The organism is Actinomadura sp. NBRC 104412, assembly GCF_030269515.1.
GTDB lineage: Bacteria > Actinomycetota > Actinomycetes > Streptosporangiales > Streptosporangiaceae > Spirillospora.
In genome coordinates, this window is sequence record NZ_BSTM01000036.1 from 22592 (window position 1) to 46556 (window position 23965).

Below are 23965 nucleotides of genomic sequence, written 5' to 3' on the forward strand. Positions count from 1 at the left end.
CCCGCACCTTTCGATCCACGTCCGGTCCGGACGTCAGCCGCCAGGGACGCCGGGGAGGGTCACGTGCCATCGCTCGCCGCACTCGCCGTCCTGGCGGAACGGGGAGAGCCGAAGGTCGAGGTCGCCGGGTCCCCTAGGACGCCTGGGAAGGGGCCGAGCGGACTTCGGAGGCCGCGAGGGCGTCCATGTAGTCGCGGCAGTGGACGATCTGTCCGTCCCTGATCCGCAGGACGATCAGGCTGGGGACGCGCAGGCGCGGCCCGCCGGATCCCATGCCGACGACGGTCACCTGCTCGCTCACGATCACCTCGGGATCGGCGGTCGGGTACATCGTGACGTCCTCGATCCCGTGGACCTGGAACGGGACCGCTCCCCACGCCCGCCGGTAGCCCTCCCGGACGGCCTCGCGGCCCTCGAACCGCCCGGGGAAGCCCGGTGCCGTGAAAGGGAACTCGTGCACGGCGTCCTCCGCGTACAGGTCGGCCAGCGCATCGGACGACTTGTCGCGCATCGCCTGGTGGTAGCGCTCGACGACCGTCCGGTTCTCCATGACGTTCCGCATGACGTCCTCCCTGCCGCTCTTCGCTCAACGCCCGTTGAGCGTATGCCATGGGACGGCTTCAATCAACAGCTGTTGAGCCAAGGTAGGGTCGGGACGTGGGACTCACCCGGGCCGAGCGCCGCCGCCGCTCCAGGGAACGCATACTCGCCGCGGCCCGGACGCTGTTCGCGGCGCGCGGCTACGAGCGCACCACCATCCGTGCCGTCGCGGCGGAGGCGGGCGTCGACCCGTCCCTGGTCATCCAGCACTTCGGCTCGAAGCAGGAGCTGTTCGGCCGTGCGGTCAGGATGCCGGAGGTCCCGGCGCCAGGGGTGGAGCCCGGCGAGCTGGTCGACCACATCCTCGCCACGCTCGGGCTGAAGCTCGGCGAGCTTCCGCCGCAGACCCTGGCGATGATGCGCTCGATGCTCACCCATCCGGAGGCGGCCGACTCCGTCCGGAAGAACCTGGGACGCCAGATCGAGGGGATCACCGCCGCAATCTCCGGCGACGACCCCATGCTTCGCGCCTCCCTGGCGATGTGCCTGATGCTCGGCGTGACGATAGGGCACCAGTTGATCGAACTCCCACCTCTGGGCGAGGCGTCCGCCGAGGACATCGCCCGTCTCCTGCGCCCGGCGCTCCGGGCCCTGCTGGAGGACGGTTCCCAGGACCCCCGCTCCGGCCGTTGACGGCGGCCCGGGCCGGGACGCGGCGGCTTGGCTGGAGTGCCCAGCGGTTCGGCGGGGATGGCGGCTCGGCATGCCTATCCTCGGGCGTACGAGCGAAGGAGGCGTGATGCGCGTTGACCACACCAGCGTGCCGCGCCTTGCCGGTGCCGCGCCGCCCGCCGTCGACCCGGCCGGACGGTCCTACGCGGTGATCGCGGTGGGGGCCGCCGCGCGTCCCGTCGCCGACTGCTGGCTGGCCGGGCTCGCGTCGCGCGCCGACCGGCCGCCCGTGTGGTCGGCGCACGTGGACCGGCTGGACGGGACGGTGCTCGCGGCGTTCGAGGAGCGGCTGCGGGCGGCGACCGTCGGATGGCGGCTGATGCTGGCCGGACCCGAGGCGGACGTGATGCGCCTGCGGGCCATGGCGGTCCGGGCGGGGGCCGTGCCCGCGGAGATCCGCGAGCATGTCACCGAGGCGGGCCGCCGCCGCATCCATTGCGCGCACTGCCGGGCGATCACCGAGGCCGTGGTCGGCGTGGGAGGGACGGTGGAGTGCCGCGGCTGCGGGCTGACGCTGCGGTGCCGGCGGCACTTCTCCCGGCGGCTGGCCGCCTACCTGGGGGTCGAGGCGTCCTGATGGCGGCGTTCTCCCTTGTCGTGCGGTCCGTGGAGCCGGCCGGGGACGGCGTTCTGTCCTTCGCGCTGGCGCCCCCCGGAGGGGGAGGGCTGCCGCCGTTCGTGCCCGGGAGCCATCTGGTCGTCCATTGCGGCGAGCGGCGGCGGAACGCCTACTCGCTCACCGGATCGGGCGCGCCCTCGGCGGAGTACCGGATCTCGGTGCTCCGCGAGTCGGCGGACGGGGGTTCTGCGTGGATGCATCGCCTGTCCGCCGGCGACGAGGTGACGGCCGAAGGGCCGCGCAGCGCGTTCCCGCCCGTCGCCACCGCCCGGCACCATGTGCTGATCGCAGGCGGGATCGGGGTGACGCCCCTGCTGTCCCACGCCCGTGCGGCCGTCGAGTGGGGACGGTCGTTCACCATGTTCTACGCGCACCGAACCGGTGCCCACGCCGATGAGCTGCGTGAACTGTGCGGTGAACGGCTCCGGGAGTTCTCCGGACGCGACGAGTTCACGGCCGCGCTCCGCGATGCCCTGGTATCCCAGCCGCTGGGCACGCACGCCTACGTGTGCGGGCCGTCCGGGCTGATCGACGCGGTGTGCGGGCTGGCCGCCGGTGCGGGCTGGCCGGAGCAGCGCGTCCATGTCGAACGGTTCTCGACGGACGATCTGGAACCCGGACGTCCCTTCACCGCCAGGCTCGCCAGAAGCGGGATCGAGGTGGAGGTCCCGTCCGGGGTGAGCCTTCTGGAAGCCCTGGAGCGGGCAGGCGTCGAGGTGCCGCACATGTGCCGCCAAGGCGTGTGCGGCGAATGCCGGGTAGGGGTGCTCTCCGGGCGTCCCGAGCACCGCGACCTGTTCCTCTCCGAGGGCGAGCGGGCGGCGGGCGACGCGATGATGTGCTGCGTCTCGCGCGCCCTGGACGGGAAGGTCGAGGTCGATCTATGAGATCCGCGAAACCCGCGGGATCCATGAGACCGGGGACGGTCGAGCGGTTCCCGTTCCCGTTCACGTCCGGCACGTTCAGGTACAGCACGAACGTGGAGCCCGCGCCGCGCCCGGTCACCACGGCGGCGGGGTCATGGGGCGGCACGGTCGTCGACGTGGGCGACTCCTACCGCGACGAGCTCGAATTGCGCGGGCGCATCCTCCGGGCCGATCCCAGCCGTTGCACCGTCCTGCCCCACATGTGGCCGGCGTGCTGGGACGCCCTCCTCTACCTGCTGGGCGAGCTGGCCGCCGACCATCCCGAGGCGATGGCGTTCGAGCGGGACGGGCGGAAGTGCCGGTGGCGCAACGACCTGCTGGGCGTCGAGAAGACCTTCACCATCGGCGACCGGGACTCGCTGCCGGGCGGGCCGCTCCGTTTCGCCGGGGAGCAGGTGCAGGAGGACCTCGTCCTTCTCGACCAGCGGGAGGACGAGCTGTGGGCCGACGCCGGGCTGGTGACCTTCGCGGCCGACTGGTCCCTCGCCTTCGACGTCGGGATGGCCTTCCAGGACGTGCACGGCCCCGTGCCGCCCCGCGTCCACGAAGAAGGCGTCTTCACCCGCGCGGAACGGTTCCTCATGCGGCTCCAGCCCGGCCAGGCGTACCGGCGGACGAACTGGAGCATGACCGCCGGGCACCGGCTCGACACCTCGACCGAGAACGCCCCCGCCTGGACGCCCGAACGCGAACGCATGATCGCGGAGGCGCCGGACGGGCTGCCGGAACGCCTGCACCTGCGGGTCGAGGTGCAGCATGTGGTCCGGCTGGCGCCGTCCGGGGCCGTCCTCTTCCTGATCCGTACGTACCTGCTGTCGCTCCGGGACCTGGCGCGGGTACCGCAATGGCGGCGGGATCTCGCCTCCGTACTGGACGACCTGCCGGAGGACGTGGCCGACTACAAGGGCCTTACGCGCTTTCGCCGGGCGGCGGTGGATTACCTGCGCGCGACCGGCTGACGGCCGTTATGCCTTGGGAATGTACGGGGGCGCGACGCCCCAGCCCCAATGGGGAACAGGCGCCTGCATCGGCGGCTTGGCGCCCGGCTGCGAATTGGCCAGGGCGATCCGCGTCCCCCATTCGATGTAGCCGAAGAACGCGGCCCTGAACTCGGGGTCGCCGGGCAGGCCCACCTCGTCCGCCGCGTCCATGAGCAGGCTCACCCAGCGGCGGCGCTGCGGCTCGGTGATCGCCTTGCCGAGGTGCTGGAGAAGCATGTGGTGGTAACCGCCGCGCTCGTCGCTGTAGCGGGCCGGCCCGCCGAAGACCTCGCCCAGCCACATGGCGACGTACTTGGGATGGCCGGGGTCCATCGCGGCGAAGAGCGGGCCGATCAGGTCGTCCTTGACCACCTGTGTGTAGAACGTCTCCGTCAGCCGTTCCAGCGCCTCGGCTCCGCCCGCCCACTCGTACAGGCTCGGCACGGAGGATCCGGTGCCGCGCACGGCGGTGCGCTCGTAGTGGCGCATCTCCTCGATCTGCCGCACGTACGGGCTGATCTCGGCGAAGAAGGTCTTGAAGTGCTCCCCTTCCCGGAAGCCGCGCAGGTGGTCGTCCGCGGAGGTCCAGGTGATCCGGAGAATGTACGACGAGGGTTCGTCCACGCACCGGGACAGCTCGTAGTCCACGCACTGGGGGGCGGCGGCGAGCGGGACGGCGGCGCGCGCGTACGCGGCCTCGAACGCCTCGGCCTCCGCCTGGTCGATGCGGTAGCGGATGTACTCGACGATCACACGATCACGCCTTCCCCCGATCCCGGTCCCCTGCCGGACTTTGCCACCACTTTATCCAGGTAATCGTTTGGATCGGACATGGGTCGGCCCCGCCGCGGCCGTCCGTGTGCGGATCGCGGCGGGGCCGGTCGCTCATGCGGGGACCGGGCGCTCAGTCCTGGCCGGGACGGCGGGCCCAGGCGACGCCGCCCACGCCGAGGACGACGACCAGTCCCGCCAGCCCGATCCACAGCCACCCGGACGAGGAGCCGTCCGAGCCGCCCTGCCCGGCGGCCGGGGTGGTCGCGGCACCGGGGGACGCGGCCGCGCCGGGCGCCTGGGCGGGGTCGGCCGCCGGAGCCCCGGACGAGCCGGCCGAGCCCGGCGAGCCCTTCACCGTGAACGAGAAGGTGCCGGTCACCGGGTGCCCGTCGGCGGAGACGACCCGCCAGCCGACGCGGTAGGTCCCGTTCGGGAGCGTCCCGTTCACCGGCTGGGTGACGGTGTCGCCGGACGCCTTCGCCGCCCCGGCCTCGTGCCGGGCGCCGTCCGGACCGGTGAGGATCACGCGCGGGAGACGGACGGTCTCGGTGTAGGTCAGCGTGATCTCGGTGGGCGGCGCGACCTCCGCGTCCGCCTTGGGATCGGTGGACTTCAGCGCGGTGTGCGCCGAGGCGGGCGCCGCGCCCAGCCCCACCAGGGCGGCCACCAGCAGGCCCGCCACCCCGATCCGCACCGTACCGAACCTCGTCACGACTGCCTCCTCCCACGTGCGAGCCCGAGTCCGCCGACACCGATACCGGCCACGCCCACGGCGAGGCCCAGCCCGCCCAGGAGCCGGGCCGTCCCGTCCTCCGCTTCGGACGTCCCGGCCGTCCGGGACGCGGTGATCGCGGAGGCGGGGCCGGACGAGGGTGCCGCGCCCTTGGGGGTCAGGGTGAGCGAGGGGGCCGGGCGTTCGGGCTCGTTCCGGCCGTCGCCGGGATCCTGATCCCACTTGACGACCTCGTCGTTGGAGTAGGACTGCTCGGCCTTGAACAGTACCCGGTCGACCCCGGTGGGCAGGGGACCCATCGACACGTCGAACTCCTCGAACTCGCCGGGACGGATCCTCCCGCCCGACCAGGTGATGGTGGAGACGGCCTCGGTCAGCTCGCCGCCCTCGATCTTCACCGGGCGGGCCGGCTTCTCGGTTGTGACCTTGACCTTCCATCCCGGCACGGGCCGTACCGACACGTGCTCGATCGGGTGGTCGGCGGGCATGCGGATCAGGACTTCGGTGGTGTCGGCGTTGTCGCGCTCGTTCGGCACGCGGAAGGACACCTTGGTGAAACCGCCCTGCTCGGCGGTCCTGGGGTTGGCGGTGACATGCGCCGAGGCGGCGGTGGCGAGGCCGGCCAGCGACACGATGGTCAGGGCCGCCACGGTGGCGGTCCTGCGGACGCGCGGGGACACACACACGATCATGAATCTCTCCAGGGACGTTCGAGACGTACGGGACGTCCGGAAGCGCCGAGGGGGCGTTCCGGGTGACGTACGGCGCTCGGCGCGCGCCCGGCGACCCGGGGCCGCCCAGATGCGAGCCTGGGCCGGCCCGGGTGCTCAGCCGTGCGCGAGCGCCCTCGAACGTGTGGGTGGTCCCCGTCGTACGACCAGGTGTCGCAGGATGAGGCCGACGGTGCTGGTCTCTCCCACCGCCGGTATCAGAACTGTACGGGCGGGAAGCGCCGGAGGTTCGACGTCGGCGAAAAGAGCGAGCAGGGCGCGGACGGGGCGATCCGCCAGATCCGCGACGCGCCGCGCCAGCGACCACGCGGCCCGTTCGCCGCGCCGCAGCCACCATGCCGAGATGACGGCGGCGGCGACGTGAGCCAACGTCATTGAAAGTCCGGATTCGTGCCCCGGAATCTCCGCGACCGCGTGATGCCCGGTCCCCGGATCCGTCACCGGAAGGGCCGGTGAGGTCGCGGCCGCGTAGAGGCTGTGCAGGGCGAACTGGCCGCCCAGCAGCCCGCCCAGGATGGTCGCCAGCGACCGTTCGTGCCCGGCCAGCACCAGCGTCACCGCCAGCACCCCGGCGAACCCCGCGAGCATCGCCCAGAGCGGGATCTCGGCGGTCGAGGTCAGCTCGTGCCCGACGCTCGCCAGCGTCACGCAGACGGTGGCGAACGCCACCGCCCGCGAGCTCCGGAAGAGCGGGCGCGGCGGCTGCGGAGGAGGCGCGGACATGGCGCCGACCATCGTCCCACCAACCCCTCGCGATCTCCATACCACCCCGGGGGAACGGGGTCTCGCGGTCGGCGGCTCGGTCGTGCTCGTGCCCTGACCCGGTCCGTTTGACACGGCGCCCAGCACTATGGCTCTATTGTGCTAGTTAACTAGATGAATGGAGCTTCTGGTGATCGAGTTCCATCTGGACGGGCGGTCGGGGGTCTCGCCGTACCTGCAACTGGTCCGGCAGGTACGGCAGGCGCTCCGGCTCGGGCTGCTCCGCGAGGGCGACCAGCTCCCCACGGTCAAGGAGGTGGTGGCGGGGCTGGCGATCAACCCGAACACCGTCCTCAAGGCGTACCGGGAGCTCGAACGGGACGGGCTGGTCGCGGCGCGGCCCGGGGTCGGGACGTTCGTGACGGCGACGCTCGCCGACGCCTCCCTGGCCGCGCACGAGCCGCTGCGCCAGGAGCTGCGTCGCTGGCTGGCCAAGGCGCGCCGGGCCGGCCTGGACGACGAGAGCATCGAGGCGGTCTTCATGACGACCTTTCGCGAGGCCGCCGAAGAGGAGGACATAGCGTGAGCGAACGTGTCGTTCTGGAGGCCCGGGGCCTGGGCAAGAGATACGGGCGGCGCTGGGCGCTGACCGACTGCGATCTGGAGATCCCCGGCGGGCACGTGGTGGGCCTCGTCGGGCCGAACGGGGCCGGCAAGACGACCCTGCTGAACCTGGCCGTCGGGCAGCTCACACCGGACGCGGGAAGCATCCGCGTGCTCGGCGGCGACCCGGCCGCCGGCCCGGCGCAGATGGCCAAGGTCGGGTTCGTCGCCCAGGACACCCCCACCTACGCGGGGCTCACCGTCGCCGACCACCTGAAGCTGGGGGCCCGGCTCAACCCCGCGTGGGACGCGGCGCTGGCGCGCGAGCGCGTCGAGCGGCTCGGGCTCGACCCGCGGCGCAAGGCGGGCAGGCTGTCCGGAGGCCAGCGGGCGCAGCTCGCGCTGACCCTCGGCATCGCCAAGCGGCCCGAGCTGCTGATCCTGGACGAGCCCGTGGCCGCGCTCGACCCGCTCGCTCGGCGCGAGTTCCTGCAGAGCCTGATGGAGTCCGTCGCCGAGCACGGGCTCAGCGTGCTGCTGTCCTCCCACCTGGTGTCCGACCTGGAACGGGCCTGCGACTACCTGATCGTGCTCGTGGACTCCCGGGTCCGGGTGGCGGGCGAGATCGAGACGCTGCTGGCCACCCACCACCGGCTCACCGGGCCGCGCAGGGACGCCGGCAGGCTGCCGTCCGACCAGCACGTCGTGTCCGCCAGCCACACCGACCGGCAGAGCACCTACGTCGTGCGCACCGACGGGCCGATCCACGACCCCGCCTGGACCGTCAGCCAGGTCGCTCTCGAAGACCTCGTGCTGGCGTACATGGACACCGCCGCGAGCGACGGCGACCGCCCCGCCCTGGAGGTGCTGCGATGATCTGGCTGACCTGGCGCCAGTTCCGGGTACAGGCTTTCGCGGGCGGCGGCGCGCTCGCGCTGCTGGCGATCGTCCTGGGCCTGACCGGGCCGGACATGGCCGACGCCTACGAATCCGGCCTGGCCACGTGCGGCGACGCGGAGAGCTGCCAGAGGTTCGCCGAGTCCTTCTTCGCCGACCACCAGCCCGCGTTCCTCGGCCTCCTCGCCATCGTGCTGCTCACCCCGGCGCTCGTCGGGCTCTTCTGGGGCGCGCCGCTGATCGCCCGCGAGGTCGAGGCGGGCACGCACCGGCTGGTGTGGAACCAGAGCGTCACCCGCACCCGCTGGCTGGCCGTCAAGCTCGCCGTCACCGGCCTGGTGGCGATGCTCCTCACCGGGCTGGCCACCTTCGCGGTCGGCTGGTGGGCCGAACCGCTCGACGAGGCCGCCGGGCTGGAGGCCGCGCGGATGACGCCGCTGATGTTCGACGGGCGCGGCATCGCGCCGATGGGGTACGCGGCCTTCGCGTTCACCCTCGGCGTGGCCGTCGGGCTGCTGGTCCGGCGCACGCTCGCGGCGATGGCCGTCACGCTCGCCGTCTTCGCCGTCGTGCAGGTCGCGATGCCGCTGGTGGTGCGGGAGCGACTGCTGCCGCCCACCAGCGTCACCATGGAGATCACCTCCACCAACCTCGGCGGGTTCATGTCCAGGGGGCCGGGCACCCCGATCAAGCTGACGGTCAAGCCCGGCGACCCGGGAGCGTGGATGCTGACCAACGAGACCCTGGACAAGTCGGGCAAGGTCGTCGACACGGTGCCCCTGAAGATGGGCGAGGGACCCTGCGCGGAGAACAGGGAACCAGGGGCGCGCGGCCCCGCCGCGGCCTGTCTCGCCGAGATCAACCGGCTCGGGTACCGGCAGAAGCTCGTCTACCACGGCTCGGACCGGTTCTGGCCCCTCCAGTGGGCCGAGACCGGACTCTACGTGGTCCTGAGCCTCGGCCTGGCGGGATTCTGCTTCTACCGGATCCGCCGCAACCTGTCATGACGGCCTGGGGGTCGTCCACGTGAAGGAGGGCGGCCGGCGCTCGTGGAAGGCGGCTATGCCCTCGTGCATGTCGCCGGACGGGCCGCCGGCCTCCCGCATCCACCGAAGGGCGAGCGTGTCCGCGTCGTCGCCCGCGCTGAGCGCGGTGACGATCTCCTTCGTGGCCCGCTGGGTGAGCAGGGAACGGGACGCCAGCGTGGCCGCGAACGCCGCGACCCGCTCGCGCAGGGCCGTCCCGTCCTCCACGACCTCGTCCAGAAGGCCGATGCGCAGGGCGTGGGGCGCGGAGATGAGCTCGGCGGAGTAGAGCAGGTACTTGGCGGACGAGGCGCCGATCTGCCGGACGAGCCGCCGCGTCGCCGACAGCGGGTAGACGATGCCGAGCCGGGCCGGGGTGATGCCGAAACGCGCCCCGGCGACGGCGAACCGCAGGTCGCAGGCCAGGGCGAGCTGGCAGCCGCCGCCCACGCAGAAGCCCTCGATGGCCGCGATGGTCGGCTTGGGGAACCCGGCCAGGGCCTCTTCGGCGACGGTGGAGGGGTGCGGGTCGCCGCGCCGCCCGATCTCGGCCAGCTCGCCGATGTCGGCGCCGGCCGAGAAGTCGCCGCCCGCGCCGGTCAGCACCACCACCCGGACGGACGGGTCGGCCGCGAAGCCGTCCAGCAGGACGGGCAGCCGCCGCCACATGGCGGTGCTCATGGCGTTGCGCTTGCCCGGCCGGTCGATGGTCAGGGTCGCGACGCCGTCGGCGACCTCGCCCCGCAGCCACTGGTCGGCGGTCATCCGCCCCCTCCTCGTTCGCGATGCGCCGCAATCGTAGGGTGCGGCGATCTCAGGGTCCGACTCCGCCCTGGGGACGATCCATCGCCTCCCGCCGTCCACCCAAGGGTGAGCTGCGATACACCACCTGTGGGTGAAGAATTCGCGCGGGCCACGACGGATTCTTGATACGGGCGGCTTTGGATGATCGGAGTCTGTTGTGCCACAAAGCACGCGGGTCTTCTGGCTCGATGACGCCCCGGCCGCGTCCGCCGCGCGTGCGGGCGCCAAGGCCGCGAACCTCGCCAGGGCCGCCCTGCACGACCTGCCGGTGCTGCCCGGCTTCGTGATCCCCGTACGGCCGGGTGACGGCGCGCACGATCTGCGCGCCGCCTGGGAACGGCTGTCGGCCGGCGGGCGCCGGACGCTGGTGGTCCGGTCGTCCTCGACGCTGGAGGACGGCGCCGTCTCGTCGATGGCGGGCCGGTTCGTCTCGGTGCTGGACGTCGAGGGCTGGCCGGCCTTCCTCGCGGCGGTGGACGAGGTGCGGGCGTCCGCGTCCGGGCCGGGCACGATGGCCGTCCTGGTCCAGCCGCAGCTCGACCCCGCCGCCGGCGGGGTGATGTTCGGCGCCGACCCGGTGGACGGCCGCACCGACCGGGTGATCGTGTCGGCCACGCCCGGCGGTCCCGCGGCGCTGGTCGGCGGCGAGGTGAACGGAACGCGGTACGCGCTGACCCGGCGCGGGCGCCTCGTCTCGGTGGAGCACGACAGCGGACCCGCCGAGGGGGAGGGCCCGCTCAGCCGGTTGCAACTGCGCGCCCTCGCCAGGCTGGCGGCGCGGGCGGCGTCGGTGTTCGGCGGGCCGCAGGACGTCGAGTTCGCCTTCCAGGGCGATGGGCGGCTGTGGCTGCTGCAAAGCCGTCCCGTGACGGCGCTGGCCCCGCCGCCGCCTCGCCGCGCGCCGCTGCTGGGCCCCGGCCCGGTGGCGGAGACGCTGCCCGACCCGCTGTCCCCCCTTGAGGAGGACCTGTGGCTGGTACCGCTGGACCGGGGTCTCGGTGAGGCGCTGGTCACCGCGGGTGTCGTGTCGCGCCGCGCGCTGCGCAAGAGCCCCACGGTCATCGCGGTCGGCGGGCGGGCCGCCGCGGACCTGCGGCGGCTCGGCGCCGCGCCCGGACGGCGGCGCGCCTGGGCGCGGCTGGTCAACCCGGTGCCCGCCGTCCGCAGGCTGGCGGTGGCCTGGCAGGTGGGCCGGCTGCGCGCACAGCTTCCCGGCCTGGCCGCCGAGACCGCCGCCACCGTCGACGCCGACCTCGCCGCCGTCCCGCCGCTGAAGGACCTGACCGGCGCGGAGCTGACCGCGGCCCTGCGCTGGACGCGCGCCACGCTCACGTCCCTGCACGGCCTGGAGGCGCTCGCCGGCTCCCTCCTCGGCGGCACGGAGGACACGACGACGACGGCGGCGGCCCAAGGACTGGCCGCGCTGAGCCGGGCGCGCGCCGCCGGGCAGGACGACGCGCGGATCCTCGTGGAGAACCCCGCCGTCCTGGCCCTCACGCCGCCGTCCATCGGCGACAGGGAGCTGCCGCCCACCGCCGGCGATCCGCAGTCGTTCGGCGGCACGGGGCAGGCCCCGCTGGGCGCCCGCGAGTCGCTGCGCCTGCGGATCCGATGGGTGCAGGAGCTGGCCGGGCGGCTCGCGTGGGAGGCCGCCGGGCGGCTCGTCGCGGACGGCGCGCTGGCGCGCCCGGAGACCGTGCGCGTGCTGCGCCTCGACGAACTGGTCGCGGCGTTCGAGGGCGGCGCACTCCCCGCCGACCTCGAACGCCGCGCCGCTCCGCCGCGTACCGCGCCGCTGCCCGCGGCGTTCCGCCTGGCGGGGGAGCGGATCGTGGCCGAGTCCTCGCCGTCCGGGGACGGCGGGCAGCCCGCGGGCGGCGGGCGGGGGTCCGGGCCGGTGCACAGCGGACCCGCGGACGGCGCGGACGCCCCGCCCGCGGGCTCGGTGCTGGTGGTGCGGACGCTGGCGCCGTCACTCGCCGCCTACCTGCCGTCCCTCGCGGGGATCGTCGCCGAGACCGGCAGCCCGCTGTCGCACCTGGCGATCCTGGCGCGCGAGATGGGCGTGCCGACGGTCGTGGGGATGCGGGGCGCGCTCGACCGCTTCCCGCCCGGCACCCGGGTCCTCGTGGACGGCGACACCGGCACGGTCGAGACCCTGCCGGCCCGCGAGAAGGAGGCGGCATGAGAAGGCTCGTCTATGCCGGGCTTGGGTTGATGGTGCTCGCCACCGGCGGGTACCTGGTCGTCTACCTCGCCCGATGGGAGTGGCAGCGGTCGCTGATGGCCGGTCAGCTTCTGCTGGTGTGCCTGATCGTGCTGGTGGCGGTGGCCGGCGCGCACCGGCTGCGGTCGCTGGAGCAGCGGATCGGCGACCTGGCCGAGGGCCGTGCCGGCTCGGATGCCCGTTCCGGCTCGGGTGCTCGTCCCGGCTCCGATGCCCGTGCCGGCGACCGGTCCGGCCCGCGGCCCGTGGAGCCGACCGGGGACGAGGCGCCCCGCTTCCGCTGGCTCGAAGCGGAGACGTACTCCTACAAGGTCTTCATCCCGGTCCTCCTCGGCGCCGGGATCATCGTGTCCGGGCTGGCGGCGCTCGTGGAACGCGCGGCCTCGGCCTTGGGACGGGGGCAGCCCGCGTCCCGCGCCAGGGTCCCCGAGTCGCTGGCGCTGCCGCCGGGAGGCGTCCTGGCGGGGGCGCCGGAGTCGGTGCCGGACGGGCGCGGGCTCAAAGTGCGCCTGCTGGGCGGGGGGATCGCGCTCCTGCTGGCGGGCCTCGCCGTCGTCGAGCTGGCCGAGCACACCCAGGACCGTCCCGACCCGCCCATGCGCGAGGCGGTCAGCACCCTGGTCATCCAGGCCCGGACGCACGGGCCGACGGGCGCCGCCACGACCGACCCGCTCGCGACGAGGCTGTGGGAATACTGCCGGGGCTCCACCCGCCCCTACCTGCAAGGCGGCGGGCTCGTCCCGCTCGGCGGACAGCGGTACGCGCTCGTCGTGCAACCCGCGCTGGGCGAGCATGCGATGCGCCGTTTGCGGGGATGCCTTGAGGACGCGGTCATCGATCATGGGCGGTTCTCGGTCGTGTCCGTCCGGCACGGCGGCTGATCAGAACCCCGGCCGCGGATCCGGAGTCATACGGGGTGTCCGAGGCACGAAATCAGAGGCTTCACGCGACCGCATGAGGGGGAACGTACTGATGGGCGACCCGGCGCAAAGGATCGCCGGACGGGGGAATGCGGAACGGGTGTTGTGTGCTGTACTGTCGTGATAGCGCCTTTAGGTCGCCGCCTCATATCGGTTGGGCGGTGAGGGCGCCCTTTCCCCGCCCGGGCCATCTGAGAGCCCGATGAGTGTGTTCCCCCATTCGTCCGAGTCCGGGGGTACGTGCGAACCCGCATCCCGGACCACCGCACCAAGGGAGCCGTCGACAGCTTGGTGAACCGAGCTGCAGCTTTCGCATTCCCTCCGCGTACAGGCGGCGCACAGGCGAACCGTACGCGGAGGCAGACCCCGGGCGCAGCGCGCTAGGGCGCGCCGCCCGAGAAGGGATCTTCATGCCCACCACCATCACGACCGGACGCGCGACGGCCGTGCCGAAGCAGGCCACCCGCAGGCGCGCGGCGCGGCCCGGGCGGCAGGCCGGAACGGCACCCGCCGCCCAGCGGCCCAGGCAGGCCCGTGAGGCCCGGTCGACCGGCCAGGCACAGGCCGCGCGCCCCGATCGCCAGACCGCCGAAGAGCAGGTCGTCCGGTTCCAGGGCGTGCTGTCCGTCCAGGACAAGCACGCGTTCGTGCGGACGGAGGGCTACCTGCCCGGCCCGTCCGACGTGTTCCTCACGCCGGCCCAGGTGAAGGCGAGCCACCTGCGCCCCGGTGACCTCGTCACCGGCACGGCACGCCCGCCGCGTTCCAACCGGGAGAGGCACCACTCCCTCGTCGAGGTCGAGTCCGTCAACGGGGGCACGCCCGAGGAGGCCGCGGAGCGCCCCGAGTTCGGGAAGCTGACCCCGCTGTTCCCGCAGGAGCGCCTGCGGCTGGACACCGGCGCGCTCGCGCCCCGCGTCATCGATCTCATCGCCCCGATCGGCAAGGGCCAGCGCGGCCTGATCGTCTCCCCGCCCAAGGTCGGCAAGACGATGGTGCTCGCGGCCCTGGCCAACGCCATCGCCACCGGCAACCCCGAGACCCACCTCATGGTCGTGCTCATCGACGAGCGTCCCGAGGAGGTCACCGACATGCAGCGGTCGGTGCGCGGCGAGGTGCTGCACTCCACCTTCGACCGTCCCGCCTCCGACCACACGGCGCTGGCCGAGCTGGCCGTCGAGCGCGCCAAACGGCTCGTCGAGCAGGGCCGCGACGTGGTGATCCTGCTCGACTCGATCACGCGGCTCGGCCGCGCCTACAACCTCGAGGCGCCGTCGAGCAGCCGTATCCTGGCCGGCGGCGTGGCCACCACCGCGCTGTACCCGCCCAAGAGGTTCTTCGGCGCCGCGCGCAACATCGAGAACGGCGGCTCGCTGACCATCCTGGCGACCGCGCTGGTCGACACCGGCTCCCGGATGGACGACGTGTTCTTCGAGGAGTTCAAGGGCACCGGCAACATGGAGCTCAAGCTCGACCGCGGCCTGGCCGAGCGGCGCATCTTCCCCGCCGTCGACATCGAGGCCAGCGGCACCCGGCGCGAGGAGCTGCTGATCCCGCGCGAGGAGCTGGAGCTGAACTGGCGGCTGCGCCGCGCCCTGCACGGCCTCGACCGCCAGCAGGCCATCGAGATGCTGCTGGAGAAGATGAAGGGGACGACCTCCAACGCCGAATTTCTGCTCAAGGTGCAGCAGACCACCTGAGGCCGCTCCCGCCCTACCCGGCCTCTATTCGGAACGGAAGCTTTCCAGCACCCGTTCGTAGTGACGGTGTGACGGTGTCCAGCGGGAGTCGGGGGCGGAGAAGGTGAACTCGTATCCGGCCGCGCGGCTGCGCAGCACGTGCATGCGATCGCCTCTCGTCCCCCAGGTGAACTCCCACTCCGCGGCGGTCTCGTCCGTCCCGTCGGTACGCAGCGCCGCCGGACGGTCGCCGGGCGGCAGCGCCTCCAGCCGGAGCAGGCGGTAGCCGGGGTAGCCTCCGGATTCCGCGGCCTCGAACTCGGTCGCGCGCAGGCCCGCCAGCGGGTCACCGCCGATCGGCATGATGCGCAGCAGCCTGTCGCCCCGCGGGTCCGTCCATTGGACGCCCGCGCCGTACTCCTCCCGCCGCCAGCCCCTCGGCACGTCCACCGAGTAGTCGATGTACCCGAGGGACCCGGACGCCTCGCCGGCCTCGCGGTAGGTGACCATCGCGGAGTCGCCGCTCTTGGCCACCGAGTCCCAGCGGGCGCTCCACGCCCCGAGGACGACGGCCGCGGTCGCGACGAGTCCCATGCAGGCGACCGCCCGCAGCCGCCCGCGTGTGAGGGGTCCTCTCGGCGCGGCCCTCGGCCTGGGCCGTGTCGTGCCCGCCGCCGTCTCCGGGCCGGTGCCCATCCTGATCTCGCCCAGCATGCGCGCCGCGTCAACGGCCCTGAGCCGGTGCCCCGGGTCCTGCCGCAGCAGGCCCTCGATGACGGGGGTCAGCGCGCCCGCCCTCGCCGGCGGGGCGTAGTCGCCCAGCAGCACCGCCAGCATGGACGCCAGCGCGTGGCCGCGCAGGAACGGCGACACCCCTTCCACGGCCGTGTAGAGGGTGGCGCCGAGCGACCACAGGTCCGACGCGCGCACGCCGGGTTCGCCGCGGACCCGTTCGGGCGGCAGGTACGCGGGCGAGCCCTCGATCCCGGCGACCAGCGTCTCCTCCGGCTCCTGCGTCCTGTCCATGTGGACGGCGAGCCCGAAGTCGGTGAGCAGGATCCGGCCGTCGTCGCACAGCAGCACGTTGCTGGGCTTGACGTCGCGGTGCAGGATGCCCGCCTCGTGCGCCGCGTTCAGGACCGACAGGACGCTCTGCCCGATGCGGGCGGCGCGTTCGACGCGCAGCGGCCCGTTCTCGGCGATCTCCTGGTGCAGGGAGCGGGCGCGCAGGAACTCCATGACGATCCAGGGGCGCCCGTCCTCGATGACCACGTCGTGGACGTCCACCACGCCGGGGTGGCGCAGCGCGGCGGTTGCGCGGGCCTCCTCGATGAGCCGCCGGCACAGGAGCCTTCGCTCGCCCTGGGTGAAGCGTTCGGGGAGGCGTACCTCCTTCACCGCCACGTCCCGGTCCAGCATCTCGTCGTGGGCCCGCCAGACGACGCCCATTCCGCCCCGGCCGGCCACCGAGAGCAGGCGATACCGCCGGGCCAGCGGTATCCACCGATCTCCCCCCATGGAGGTCGTTATGCGCGTGAATCGCCCAAGGAATGTCCTGGAACGTCACATCATTTCTTAAGGGAAGTCGTGGGCTCCGCGGTGGTGTGGCGGGCGGGCCGCCGTTCCCGCTCCGGCGATGAGGCCGTCTCCGGCCACATGGCCAGTGGATGATCGAGGACGGTCCCGGGCGGCAGGTCCCGCCGTACGAACCATTCCGTGCCCATGACCTGGCTGAACAGGGGGCGGGGCAGGCGGGGCAGCGCGGTGGAGGCGCAGACGGAGCCGCCGCCCGCCCGGTGGCCGGAGTGCGCCGCCATCGCCGCGCGCTTCATGGAGGAGTACGCGCCGACTCGTACCCGATGCGTGATCTCGGCGCGCGCAGAGTACGCGTTCCGGGGAGCCGTCCAGGACTTGAGAAGGGGGCCGAGGAATCGCAGCGCGCGCCGGAGGAAATCCCGGTCTAACGTCGCTTCCAGGACGACCGGTGTGCTCGCCAGCTCCGCGGCCCTGACCCCGACACGGTGGACGTGGACATGGTCGGGGTGCCCGTACCCGCCGCCAGGGTCGTAGACGGTGAGCAGATCGGCGTCCTCTTCGCGGAGGACTCCTGCCAGCACGCCGGCGGCGAGGTCGACGTTCGTGCGGGAGAAGCCGCCGAGCGCCTCCCCGTCCGGGCCGGAGTCCTCGTACCCGAGGACGACCACGCGTGCGCAGCCCAGCATGCCCGCCGGCGCGTCCTGCACGTCGGTGCGGATCGGGGCGCGCGGGCGCGGGTCCAGGCAGGACGGCTCGTGTCCGGTCGCGGCGAGGACGAGGACCACCCGATGCCCCTCCGCCGCGAGCCGCGCCATGGTGCCCGCGGTCAGCAGCGTCTCGTCGCCTCGGTGGGCGTGGAAGAACACGCAGGTTCTGGGCACGGCACCGTGATGCCCGGCCGCGGTCGACGATCATTCCAGCGGATCGTCAAACCTGTTCCAGGCCCGCGCGGGGAGCCGCTTCCGGCCACGGACGGCCTTCTTACACGGCTCTTATCCGGGTACCGGCATGCTTGGCCGTAACGATTTCGCATCAGACGGGGGTAGTGGTGAGCGCAGGCGCGATGGCGTGGACGCCTCCGACGTGGGAGGAGATCGTCAGCGAGCACTCCACGAAGGTGTTCAGGCTGGCGTACCGGCTCACGGGCAACCGGCATGACGCGGAGGACCTGACGCAGGACGTGTTCGTCCGGGTCTTCCGGTCTCTGTCCTCCTACACCCCCGGCACCTTCGAGGGCTGGCTGCACCGCATCACGACGAACCTGTTCCTCGACCGCGCGCGCCGCAAGCAGCGGATCCGGTTCGACGCGCTGGCCGACGACGCGGCGGAGCGGTTGCAGGGCCGGGAGCCGAGCCCTGCCCAGGCGTACGACGACCGTCATCTGGACGCCGACATCCAGCGCGCCCTGGACGCGCTGGCCCCCGAGTACCGGGCCGCCGTGGTGCTGTGCGACATCGAGGGCCTGACGTACGAGGAGATCGCCGCTTCACTGGGCGTGAAGATGGGCACGGTGCGCAGCCGCATCCACCGCGGTCGCGCCCAGCTCCGCGCCGCCTTGGAGCACCGCCGCCCCGCCGACGTCTGCCTTGAGCCGACGTTCCCGGCGTGTGAGGGCCATCACACGTGACCGGCCAGTAACTTCTGTCCTACCCTCGGGTCGTGGACCTCGTCTTCGACCGTCGCGGCGACGGCCCCCCGCTCGTCCTCCTGCACGGCATCGGACATCGCCGGCAAGCCTGGGACCCCGTCATGGACGCGCTCGCCAAGGAGCGCGACGTCATCGCCGTCGATCTGCCGGGCTTCGGCGGCTCGCCGCCCCTCCCCGCGGGCACCCCGTACACCGTGGGCGCCACCATCGGCATTCTGACCGACTTCTTCGACCGCCTGGACCTGGGGCGCCCGCACATCGCCGGGAACTCGCTCGGTGGCCTGTTCGCCCTTGAGGCGGCCGACCGCGGCCTGGTCAGCTCGGCCACGGCGCTGTCTCCCGCGGGCTTCTACAACGCCAGGGAGCTGGCCTTCGCCGCCGCCACGTTGCGCGCGTCCCGCCGCGCCGCCGCCCTTCCCGAGGCGCTGATGGCCCGGCTCGCCGACTCCCCGCGCCGCCGCAGGGTCATGTTCGGGATGATCTACGGTCGTCCGGATCGCATGGACTTCGCCACCCTTGCCGCCGATGCCCGCGCGCTGCGGTCCTGCCCCGGTTTCGAGCCCACCCTGCGCGCGGGGCGCCGCGTACGGTTCCGGGGCTCGTGCGCCGACGTCCCGGTGACCATCGCCTGGGGCGTCAACGACCGCTTGCTGCGCATGGCGCAGGCCGTCCGCGCCCAGCGCACGCTGCCGAACGCCCGGTTCATCTGGCTGGAGGGCTGCGGGCACGTCCCGATGTGGGACGACCCGGAGTTGGTGGCCAGGGTCCTTCTGGAGGGCAGCGACCACCCGCTGCGCGACGCCGATCGGGCCGTCCGCGCCGAGGTGTGAATATCTGGGCGCGACGGGGTGTTCCACTGGCAGCCGAGACCGGTGATCGCTAAGGTTTGACAGGTACTTGAAACCTCAACTAACCTGACGCGAGCTGGTTGTTGAAATTTCAAGCAAAATTGGAGCCTTCCATGAGCATCGCCACCGTGGCCCCCGGACTGACCGCCGGCACCTGGAACATCGACCCCGCCCACTCCGAGGTCGCCTTCGTGATCCGGCACCTGATGACCAAGGTGCGGGGCATCTTCACCGAGTTCGAGGGCTCCATCGAGATCGCCGACGACCTGGTCTCCTCCAAGGCCAAGGCCGAGATCAAGGTGGAGTCGCTGACCACCCGGCACGCCGACAGGGACGCGCACGTCCGCTCGTCCGACGTCCTGGACATCGCGAACCACCCGGTCATGACCTTCGAGTCCACCGGCGTCCGCGAAGAGGACGGCCAGTACTACCTGGACGGCGCCCTGACCATCAAGGACGTCACCCGTCCGGTCAGCCTGGAGGTCGAGTTCAACGGCGTCAGCGAGGACCCGTGGGGCGGCTTCCGCGCCGGCTTCAGCGCCGAGACCACCATCAACCGCAAGGACTGGGGTATCGAGTTCAACGTCCCGCTGAAGGGCGAGGGCGCCCTGCTCAGCGACAAGGTCGTCCTCCAGCTCGAGATCCAGGCCGTCCGCGCCTGACCCGGCTCCGCGCCGCGTACCGAGAAAGGCCGCCCGCCTCATGGCGGGCGGCCTTTCGGTCCGCCGGTCTCCTGGCCCGTGCCGTCGAATCGGTCACATCGAGTGCATCGCGGCGGCCATCAGCGCCGCCGCGCCCGACAGCCCGCCGAAGAGGACGACCGCCGAGGCGGCCAGGGCGAGACCCGGCTTGATCATGCGGCGCATCACCAGATAGGCCGCCGCGGTGGCGAGAAAGGCGAGCAGCGGAAGCCAGGGGACGAACAGCGACGTCAGGCCCACGAGGAGGGCGCTGAGCAGAGAGACCCCTATCCTGGCCGACCCCTTGAGGTCACGGCCGGTGAGCGCGAAGGTGACGGTTCCGGCGAGCACGAAGTCGGCGACGAGCATGCCGATCACGATCAGGTCGTCGGAATGCATTGAGGACTCTCCGATCCCGTGGGTTCGATGCGAGGGGCCGGCCGCCTTGTATGACCCGGACCCGGGTCGGAAAGTTCGATCAACGCTTCCCGCGTCTTCACGCGCCCGCTCGTGAAGGCTCCCGTCCTGGTTGTGACGTCCTAGTTGGGACGCAGGACGCGGGTGACGCCGGCGATGAGGGCGGTGGCCAGGATCCAGCCGGCGGCCACCAGGGCGTAGGCGATCCATCGGGACCAGCCCTGGGGGTCGTAGGACTGCTGCTGGCCGAAGGTGTCGATCGGGATCAGCAGGTCGAGGGTGTAGACGAAGGCGTGGAAGTCGGGACGCTCGTCGGCCGGTTTGATCGAATGGGGGCGGTGGGAGGAGAAGACGGCCGTGCCGAGGCCGACCAGGGCGGCGAACCAGGCGAAGGCCAGCCAGGGTCGGTAGCCGTAGCCGACCGTCCAGTCGAGCAGCCCGTTCCACGCCTTGCCGATCGGGTTGAGGTTGCGGCGGCGGGCGCGCAGCTTGGCGAGCTGGACCTTGCGGGCGTAGTCGTCGTGGCCGATGCCGCGGTAGTAGGTGGCGAGCTGCTCGTACGGCTGGGCGTGGAACTCCTTGTCGCGGGAGACCCAGCTCAGCCTGTGCTGGAACGGCACGTTGCGCAGGGTCTCGTAGGTGAGGCCGTTCAGGCGCAGCTCGTCCGGCCAGATGGACTGGGCGTCCATGACCACGGCGATCCGGGAGAACGACAGCGAGACCGGCCCCTTGATCTTCTCCGCCGGCAACAGCAGCAACTCGTCGCAGGTCATGTGGCTGGCATGCAGGGCCAGCCGGTGGGGGTCGGCCGAGTCGAGCCTGGCCCGGGAGAACGCCAGGAGCCCGTTGACGCGGGCGTTGCGGAGCCGGACGGTGCCGATCGTGGTGGCGCGGGAGAACTCGGCGGCGTCCTCGACGACCATGTTCTGCGCGTCGATGGCCAGCCGCCCCGGGTTGCGCAGGGTGGCGCCCTCCAGCCAGATGCCGCCGTTCATGCGGGCGCCGGTCAGCCGGACCCCGCCCTCGATCTCGGCCTCCCGCGCGTACATGCCCGCCTCGACCAGCAGCGCGCCGCCGAACAGCGCCCACTGGGCGGGCTCGGAGGCGGTGATCCGCGTGCCGTTCAGCCGGAGACCGCCCATGATCTGCGCGCGGGGCAGCCGGACCGACCCCTCGATGTGCGAGCCGGACAGGCTGAGGTAGCCGTCGGCGCGCAGCCCACCGCCGTCGAACCCGGGCATCCGGCACTCGGACAGGCGCACCTGCCGGGTCTGCGCGTTGGACAGGTCGGGGGTCTCGGTGAGACGGCAGTGGGTGAGCCGCAGCTCGTACTCGACGGTGCCGCCGGACAGGTCGAGGGTGCCGATGACGTACGCGCCGCTCAGCCGGACGGCCGCCACGAAGCCGGTACGCGGCGGGCAGGCGCCGAGCAGCAACTGGGAGATCACCTCGGCGCGGACGATGCGGTCCGGGTCGGGGCCGGCCGGCACCACCTCGCCCAGGACCACCTGGCCGCCGGTGGGGAAGGACGACCACAGCCGCCGTTCCGCGTCGTTCAGTCCGGGGGGTTCCACCACGGGGTCTCTTTCTACGGGAGCAGAAATGACCAAGGCCCGGGTGTCCGCCCCGGGCCTTGTCAGGCAAGGCTCAGAACAGCCCCCTCCGGCGGCCGGCCTGCTGAAGGAAGCCGTCGAGCTCCTGCTCCCAGTTGGTGTGCTCGACGGTCGCGTAGTCGACGGTGAAGCGGCTGAACGCGTCATGGCCCTCGGTGTACACGCCGCCCCGCTTGTCCAGCTCCAGGACGACCTCCATGGACTGCGGGTACGACACGAACGTGACCTCGAGCTGCTTGATGACCCTGGCGTACTGCGACGGCGGGTAGAACTCGATCTCCTGGTAGAACGGCAGCTCCTGGTGGACGCCCCAGATACGGCCCTTCTCGCAGTCGGCGTTGCGGAATTGGAAGCCGAGGTTGGCGAACGCGAGCAGGATGCGCTCCTGCGCGGGCAGCGGATGCACCGCGATCGGGTCCAGGTCGGTGGCGTCGACCGCCCGTGCTACTTCGAGCTCGGTGGACAGGCCGACCGTGGTGCCGTGCAGTGGACGGCCGTAGAAGTGGGTGAGCGGCGCCTCCCACGGCACCTGGAACTGGAACGGGACGCTGTAGCGCGCGCCGTCGTCCAGCTTGAACGCCCCGGCGATCGGCAGCTTGGCGTACTCCAGGTTGGACGAGTACTCGCTGTCGCCGGACTCGACCTCCACCCGGGTCTTCAGGGCCAGGTTGACGCCCAGGATGTCCGAGTCGTGCTTGCCGCCCAGGATCGTCACCTCACCGGTGATGGTGCCGCCCGGTGTGGTGCTCGGGTTGTGCAGGATCGTCTCGACCTCCGGACCGCCGATCCCCGCCGCCTGCATGAGCTTCTTGAAGACCAAGGCTTTTTCCTCCCGTGTCGTGGGGCGTCTCCCCCGTCGGCGTCAGTCGAATAGACGTCCTTACCGGAGGCTACGTTCCAGCGGGCTGTCGTGCGGGGTGATCGCGTGTCCGGAGTCGGACCCCGATGGTGAGAGGGTTCAGCCGGTCTCACCACCGGGGCGTCCGTTGTCAGCTCCGGCCGAGCGCCCGGTATTCCCAGCCGGCGGCGCGCCATTTGCCGGCGTCCAGCGCGTGCCGCCCGTCCACGATGCGCTTGCTCCGGACGACCTCGGCCAGCGCGTCCGGCTCGATCTCGCGGAAGTCGGCCCATTCGGTGAGGAGCACCACCACGTCGGCGTCCCGCGCCACGTCCAGCGCGCTCTCGCCGTACCGCAGCTCGGGGAACGCGCGGCGGGCGTTGTCCAGCGCGGCCGGGTCGAACACGCGGACGTGACCGCCGAGGCCGTGCATGGTGCGGGCCACGTCCAGCGCGGGCGCGTCCCTGATGTCGTCGGAGTTGGGCTTGAACGCCGCGCCCCAGCAGGCGATGCGGTACCCGGAGATCTGGCCGCCCAGCAGCTCGCGCACCAGGTCCACGGTGCGGGCCCGGCGGCGGCGGTTGATCGCGTCCACCTCGCGCAGGAACGCCACGGCCTGGCCGACGCCGATCTCCTCGGCGCGGTGCGCGAACGCCCGGATGTCCTTGGGCAGGCAGCCGCCGCCGAAGCCGAGGCCCGGCTTGAGGAACTTGCCGCCGATCCGGTCGTCCAGGGCCAGCGAGTCGGCCAGGTCCTTGATGTCGGCGCCGACCGCCTCGCACACCTCGGCCATCGCGTTGATGTAGGAGATCTTGGTGGCGAGGAAGGAGTTGGCGGCGACCTTGACCAGCTCGGCGGTGGCCAGGTCGGTGCGGATCACCGGCGTGCCCTGCTCCAGGATCGGCTGGAAGGCGGCGGTCAGCCGCTCGTACGCCCAGTCCGACGCGACCCCGAACACCAGCCGGTCGGGATGCATGGTGTCGTCCACCGCGAAGCCCTCGCGCAGGAACTCGGGGTTCCAGGCCAGCTCCACGTCCGTTCCCGCCGGGGCCAGCTCGTGCACCAGCCCGGTCAGCCGGGCCGCGGTGCCGACCGGGACGGTGGACTTGCCGGCGACCAGCGCCCGGCGGTCCAGATGCGGGGCCAGGCCGCGCACGGCCGCGTCCACGTAGGTGAGGTCGGCGGCGTCCGAGCCGGGCGTCTGCGGGGTCCCCACGCACAGGAAGTGGACGTCGCCGAACGCGCCCGCCTCGGCGAAGGACGTGGTGAACCGCAGCCGTCCCGACTCCAGCGCCTTGGCCAGCAGTTCGGGCAGGCCCGGCTCGAAGAACGGCACCTCGCCGCCCGCCAGCTTGGCGATCTTCCGCTCGTCCACGTCCATGGCGAGGACCTCGAAGCCCAGGACGGCCATGCAGATCGCGTGGGTGGCTCCCAGGTAGCCGGTGCCGATGACGGTGAGCCTGGGGGTCTCCGTCTGGTTCATGGATCCTCTC

At 72.4% G+C, this 23965-nt stretch carries 25 protein-coding genes; 13 read left to right on the forward strand and 12 right to left on the reverse strand.

Annotation, left to right across the window (positions count from 1 at the left end):
* Nucleotides 1–133: 133 nt before the first annotated feature.
* Nucleotides 134–562: a nuclear transport factor 2 family protein gene (locus tag QSK21_RS31185; RefSeq protein ID WP_285701075.1), complete on the reverse strand. Its 429-nt coding sequence runs from the start codon at nucleotides 560–562 to the stop codon at nucleotides 134–136.
* A 95-nt stretch (nucleotides 563–657) separates the two neighbouring features.
* Here QSK21_RS31185 and QSK21_RS31190 point away from each other — a divergent pair, with 95 nt between their 5' ends.
* From QSK21_RS31190 to QSK21_RS31205, 4 genes are all read left to right on the forward strand, one after another.
* Nucleotides 658–1233: a TetR/AcrR family transcriptional regulator gene (locus QSK21_RS31190; RefSeq protein WP_285701076.1), complete on the forward strand. Its 576-nt coding sequence runs from the start codon at nucleotides 658–660 to the stop codon at nucleotides 1231–1233.
* 106 nt (nucleotides 1234–1339) lie between these two features.
* The gene (locus QSK21_RS31195) at nucleotides 1340–1849 is read left to right on the forward strand and encodes a dimethylamine monooxygenase subunit DmmA family protein (protein WP_285701077.1); all 510 of its coding nucleotides are present in this window, start codon (nucleotides 1340–1342) and stop codon (nucleotides 1847–1849) included.
* Nucleotides 1849–2778, forward strand: coding sequence for a PDR/VanB family oxidoreductase (locus QSK21_RS31200; RefSeq protein ID WP_285701079.1), 930 nt, complete (start codon nucleotides 1849–1851; stop codon nucleotides 2776–2778). The genes QSK21_RS31195 and QSK21_RS31200 overlap by 1 nt, the downstream gene beginning before the upstream one ends.
* Before the next feature lie 23 nt (nucleotides 2779–2801).
* A complete protein-coding gene (locus QSK21_RS31205; RefSeq protein WP_285701080.1) occupies nucleotides 2802–3776 on the forward strand; it encodes a heme-dependent oxidative N-demethylase family protein in 975 nt (324 codons plus the stop codon).
* A 6-nt stretch (nucleotides 3777–3782) separates the two neighbouring features.
* Here QSK21_RS31205 and QSK21_RS31210 read toward each other — a convergent pair whose 3' ends face one another.
* From QSK21_RS31210 to QSK21_RS31225, 4 genes are all read right to left on the reverse strand, one after another.
* Nucleotides 3783–4550, reverse strand: a complete 768-nt coding sequence (locus QSK21_RS31210; RefSeq protein WP_285701081.1) for a group II truncated hemoglobin — start codon at nucleotides 4548–4550, stop codon at nucleotides 3783–3785.
* A gap of 151 nt (nucleotides 4551–4701) precedes the next feature.
* Entirely contained in the window at nucleotides 4702–5283 is a 582-nt protein-coding gene (locus QSK21_RS31215; protein WP_285701082.1) for a copper resistance CopC family protein, read from the reverse strand.
* Nucleotides 5280–5996 carry a YcnI family copper-binding membrane protein gene (locus QSK21_RS31220; RefSeq protein WP_285701084.1) on the reverse strand — a complete coding sequence of 239 codons (717 nt, stop codon included), beginning with the start codon at nucleotides 5994–5996 and terminating at the stop codon, nucleotides 5280–5282. Before QSK21_RS31220 ends, QSK21_RS31215 begins: the two co-directional genes overlap by 4 nt.
* A gap of 135 nt (nucleotides 5997–6131) precedes the next feature.
* Nucleotides 6132–6758, reverse strand: coding sequence for an MFS transporter (locus QSK21_RS31225; protein WP_285701085.1), 627 nt, complete (start codon nucleotides 6756–6758; stop codon nucleotides 6132–6134).
* 169 nt (nucleotides 6759–6927) lie between these two features.
* On the opposite strand from QSK21_RS31225, the gene QSK21_RS31230 reads away from it, so the two are divergent.
* From QSK21_RS31230 to QSK21_RS31240, 3 genes are read left to right on the forward strand one after another with little or no spacing between them, the layout of a single operon-like run.
* Nucleotides 6928–7323, forward strand: coding sequence for a GntR family transcriptional regulator (locus tag QSK21_RS31230; RefSeq protein WP_285701087.1), 396 nt, complete (start codon nucleotides 6928–6930; stop codon nucleotides 7321–7323).
* Nucleotides 7320–8216 carry an ABC transporter ATP-binding protein gene (locus QSK21_RS31235; RefSeq protein ID WP_285701088.1) on the forward strand — a complete coding sequence of 299 codons (897 nt, stop codon included), beginning with the start codon at nucleotides 7320–7322 and terminating at the stop codon, nucleotides 8214–8216. Before QSK21_RS31230 ends, QSK21_RS31235 begins: the two co-directional genes overlap by 4 nt.
* Nucleotides 8213–9244, forward strand: coding sequence for an ABC-2 membrane transporter-related protein (locus QSK21_RS31240; RefSeq protein ID WP_285701089.1), 1032 nt, complete (start codon nucleotides 8213–8215; stop codon nucleotides 9242–9244). The genes QSK21_RS31235 and QSK21_RS31240 overlap by 4 nt, the downstream gene beginning before the upstream one ends.
* Here QSK21_RS31240 and QSK21_RS31245 read toward each other — a convergent pair.
* Nucleotides 9239–10027: an enoyl-CoA hydratase/isomerase family protein gene (locus tag QSK21_RS31245; RefSeq protein ID WP_285701091.1), complete on the reverse strand. Its 789-nt coding sequence runs from the start codon at nucleotides 10025–10027 to the stop codon at nucleotides 9239–9241. The genes QSK21_RS31240 and QSK21_RS31245 overlap by 6 nt on opposite strands.
* Nucleotides 10028–10223: 196 nt before the next feature.
* Here QSK21_RS31245 and QSK21_RS31250 point away from each other — a divergent pair, with 196 nt between their 5' ends.
* From QSK21_RS31250 to rho, 3 genes are all read left to right on the forward strand, one after another.
* Entirely contained in the window at nucleotides 10224–12254 is a 2031-nt protein-coding gene (locus QSK21_RS31250; RefSeq protein WP_285701093.1) for a PEP/pyruvate-binding domain-containing protein, read from the forward strand.
* Nucleotides 12251–13174 carry a hypothetical protein gene (locus QSK21_RS31255; RefSeq protein ID WP_285701094.1) on the forward strand — a complete coding sequence of 308 codons (924 nt, stop codon included), beginning with the start codon at nucleotides 12251–12253 and terminating at the stop codon, nucleotides 13172–13174. Before QSK21_RS31250 ends, QSK21_RS31255 begins: the two co-directional genes overlap by 4 nt.
* A gap of 449 nt (nucleotides 13175–13623) precedes the next feature.
* The gene (gene rho, locus QSK21_RS31260; protein WP_502871617.1) at nucleotides 13624–14913 is read left to right on the forward strand and encodes a transcription termination factor Rho; all 1290 of its coding nucleotides are present in this window, start codon (nucleotides 13624–13626) and stop codon (nucleotides 14911–14913) included.
* Nucleotides 14914–14937: 24 nt separating this feature from the next.
* Here the strand turns inward: rho and QSK21_RS31265 are convergent, their stop codons facing one another.
* Nucleotides 14938–16410, reverse strand: coding sequence for a serine/threonine-protein kinase (locus QSK21_RS31265; protein WP_285701095.1), 1473 nt, complete (start codon nucleotides 16408–16410; stop codon nucleotides 14938–14940).
* 50 nt (nucleotides 16411–16460) lie between these two features.
* A complete protein-coding gene (locus tag QSK21_RS31270; protein ID WP_285701096.1) occupies nucleotides 16461–17309 on the reverse strand; it encodes a PIG-L family deacetylase in 849 nt (282 codons plus the stop codon).
* A gap of 182 nt (nucleotides 17310–17491) precedes the next feature.
* On the opposite strand from QSK21_RS31270, the gene sigE reads away from it, so the two are divergent.
* The 3 genes from sigE (at nucleotide 17492) to QSK21_RS31285 (ending at nucleotide 19586) form a co-directional block, all read left to right on the forward strand.
* On the forward strand, nucleotides 17492–18055 hold the full coding sequence (gene sigE, locus QSK21_RS31275) for an RNA polymerase sigma factor SigE (protein ID WP_285701125.1): 564 nt from the start codon (nucleotides 17492–17494) through the stop codon (nucleotides 18053–18055).
* A 32-nt stretch (nucleotides 18056–18087) separates the two neighbouring features.
* The gene (locus QSK21_RS31280) at nucleotides 18088–18906 is read left to right on the forward strand and encodes an alpha/beta fold hydrolase (RefSeq protein ID WP_285701098.1); all 819 of its coding nucleotides are present in this window, start codon (nucleotides 18088–18090) and stop codon (nucleotides 18904–18906) included.
* Nucleotides 18907–19037: 131 nt separating this feature from the next.
* Nucleotides 19038–19586, forward strand: coding sequence for a YceI family protein (locus tag QSK21_RS31285; RefSeq protein WP_285701099.1), 549 nt, complete (start codon nucleotides 19038–19040; stop codon nucleotides 19584–19586).
* Between the two features lie 93 nt (nucleotides 19587–19679).
* Here the strand turns inward: QSK21_RS31285 and QSK21_RS31290 are convergent, their stop codons facing one another.
* The 4 genes from QSK21_RS31290 to QSK21_RS31305 all read right to left on the reverse strand — a co-directional run bounded on the left by QSK21_RS31290 (nucleotide 19680) and on the right by QSK21_RS31305 (nucleotide 23955).
* Nucleotides 19680–20003 (reverse strand): hypothetical protein, encoded by a 324-nt coding sequence (locus QSK21_RS31290; protein ID WP_285701100.1) that lies wholly within the window; start codon nucleotides 20001–20003, stop codon nucleotides 19680–19682.
* Between the two features lie 140 nt (nucleotides 20004–20143).
* The gene (locus tag QSK21_RS31295) at nucleotides 20144–21598 is read right to left on the reverse strand and encodes a hypothetical protein (protein ID WP_285701102.1); all 1455 of its coding nucleotides are present in this window, start codon (nucleotides 21596–21598) and stop codon (nucleotides 20144–20146) included.
* 70 nt (nucleotides 21599–21668) lie between these two features.
* Nucleotides 21669–22454: a sporulation protein gene (locus tag QSK21_RS31300; RefSeq protein WP_285701104.1), complete on the reverse strand. Its 786-nt coding sequence runs from the start codon at nucleotides 22452–22454 to the stop codon at nucleotides 21669–21671.
* A 169-nt stretch (nucleotides 22455–22623) separates the two neighbouring features.
* Nucleotides 22624–23955, reverse strand: coding sequence for a UDP-glucose dehydrogenase family protein (locus tag QSK21_RS31305; RefSeq protein WP_285701105.1), 1332 nt, complete (start codon nucleotides 23953–23955; stop codon nucleotides 22624–22626).
* Nucleotides 23956–23965 lie beyond the last annotated feature (10 nt).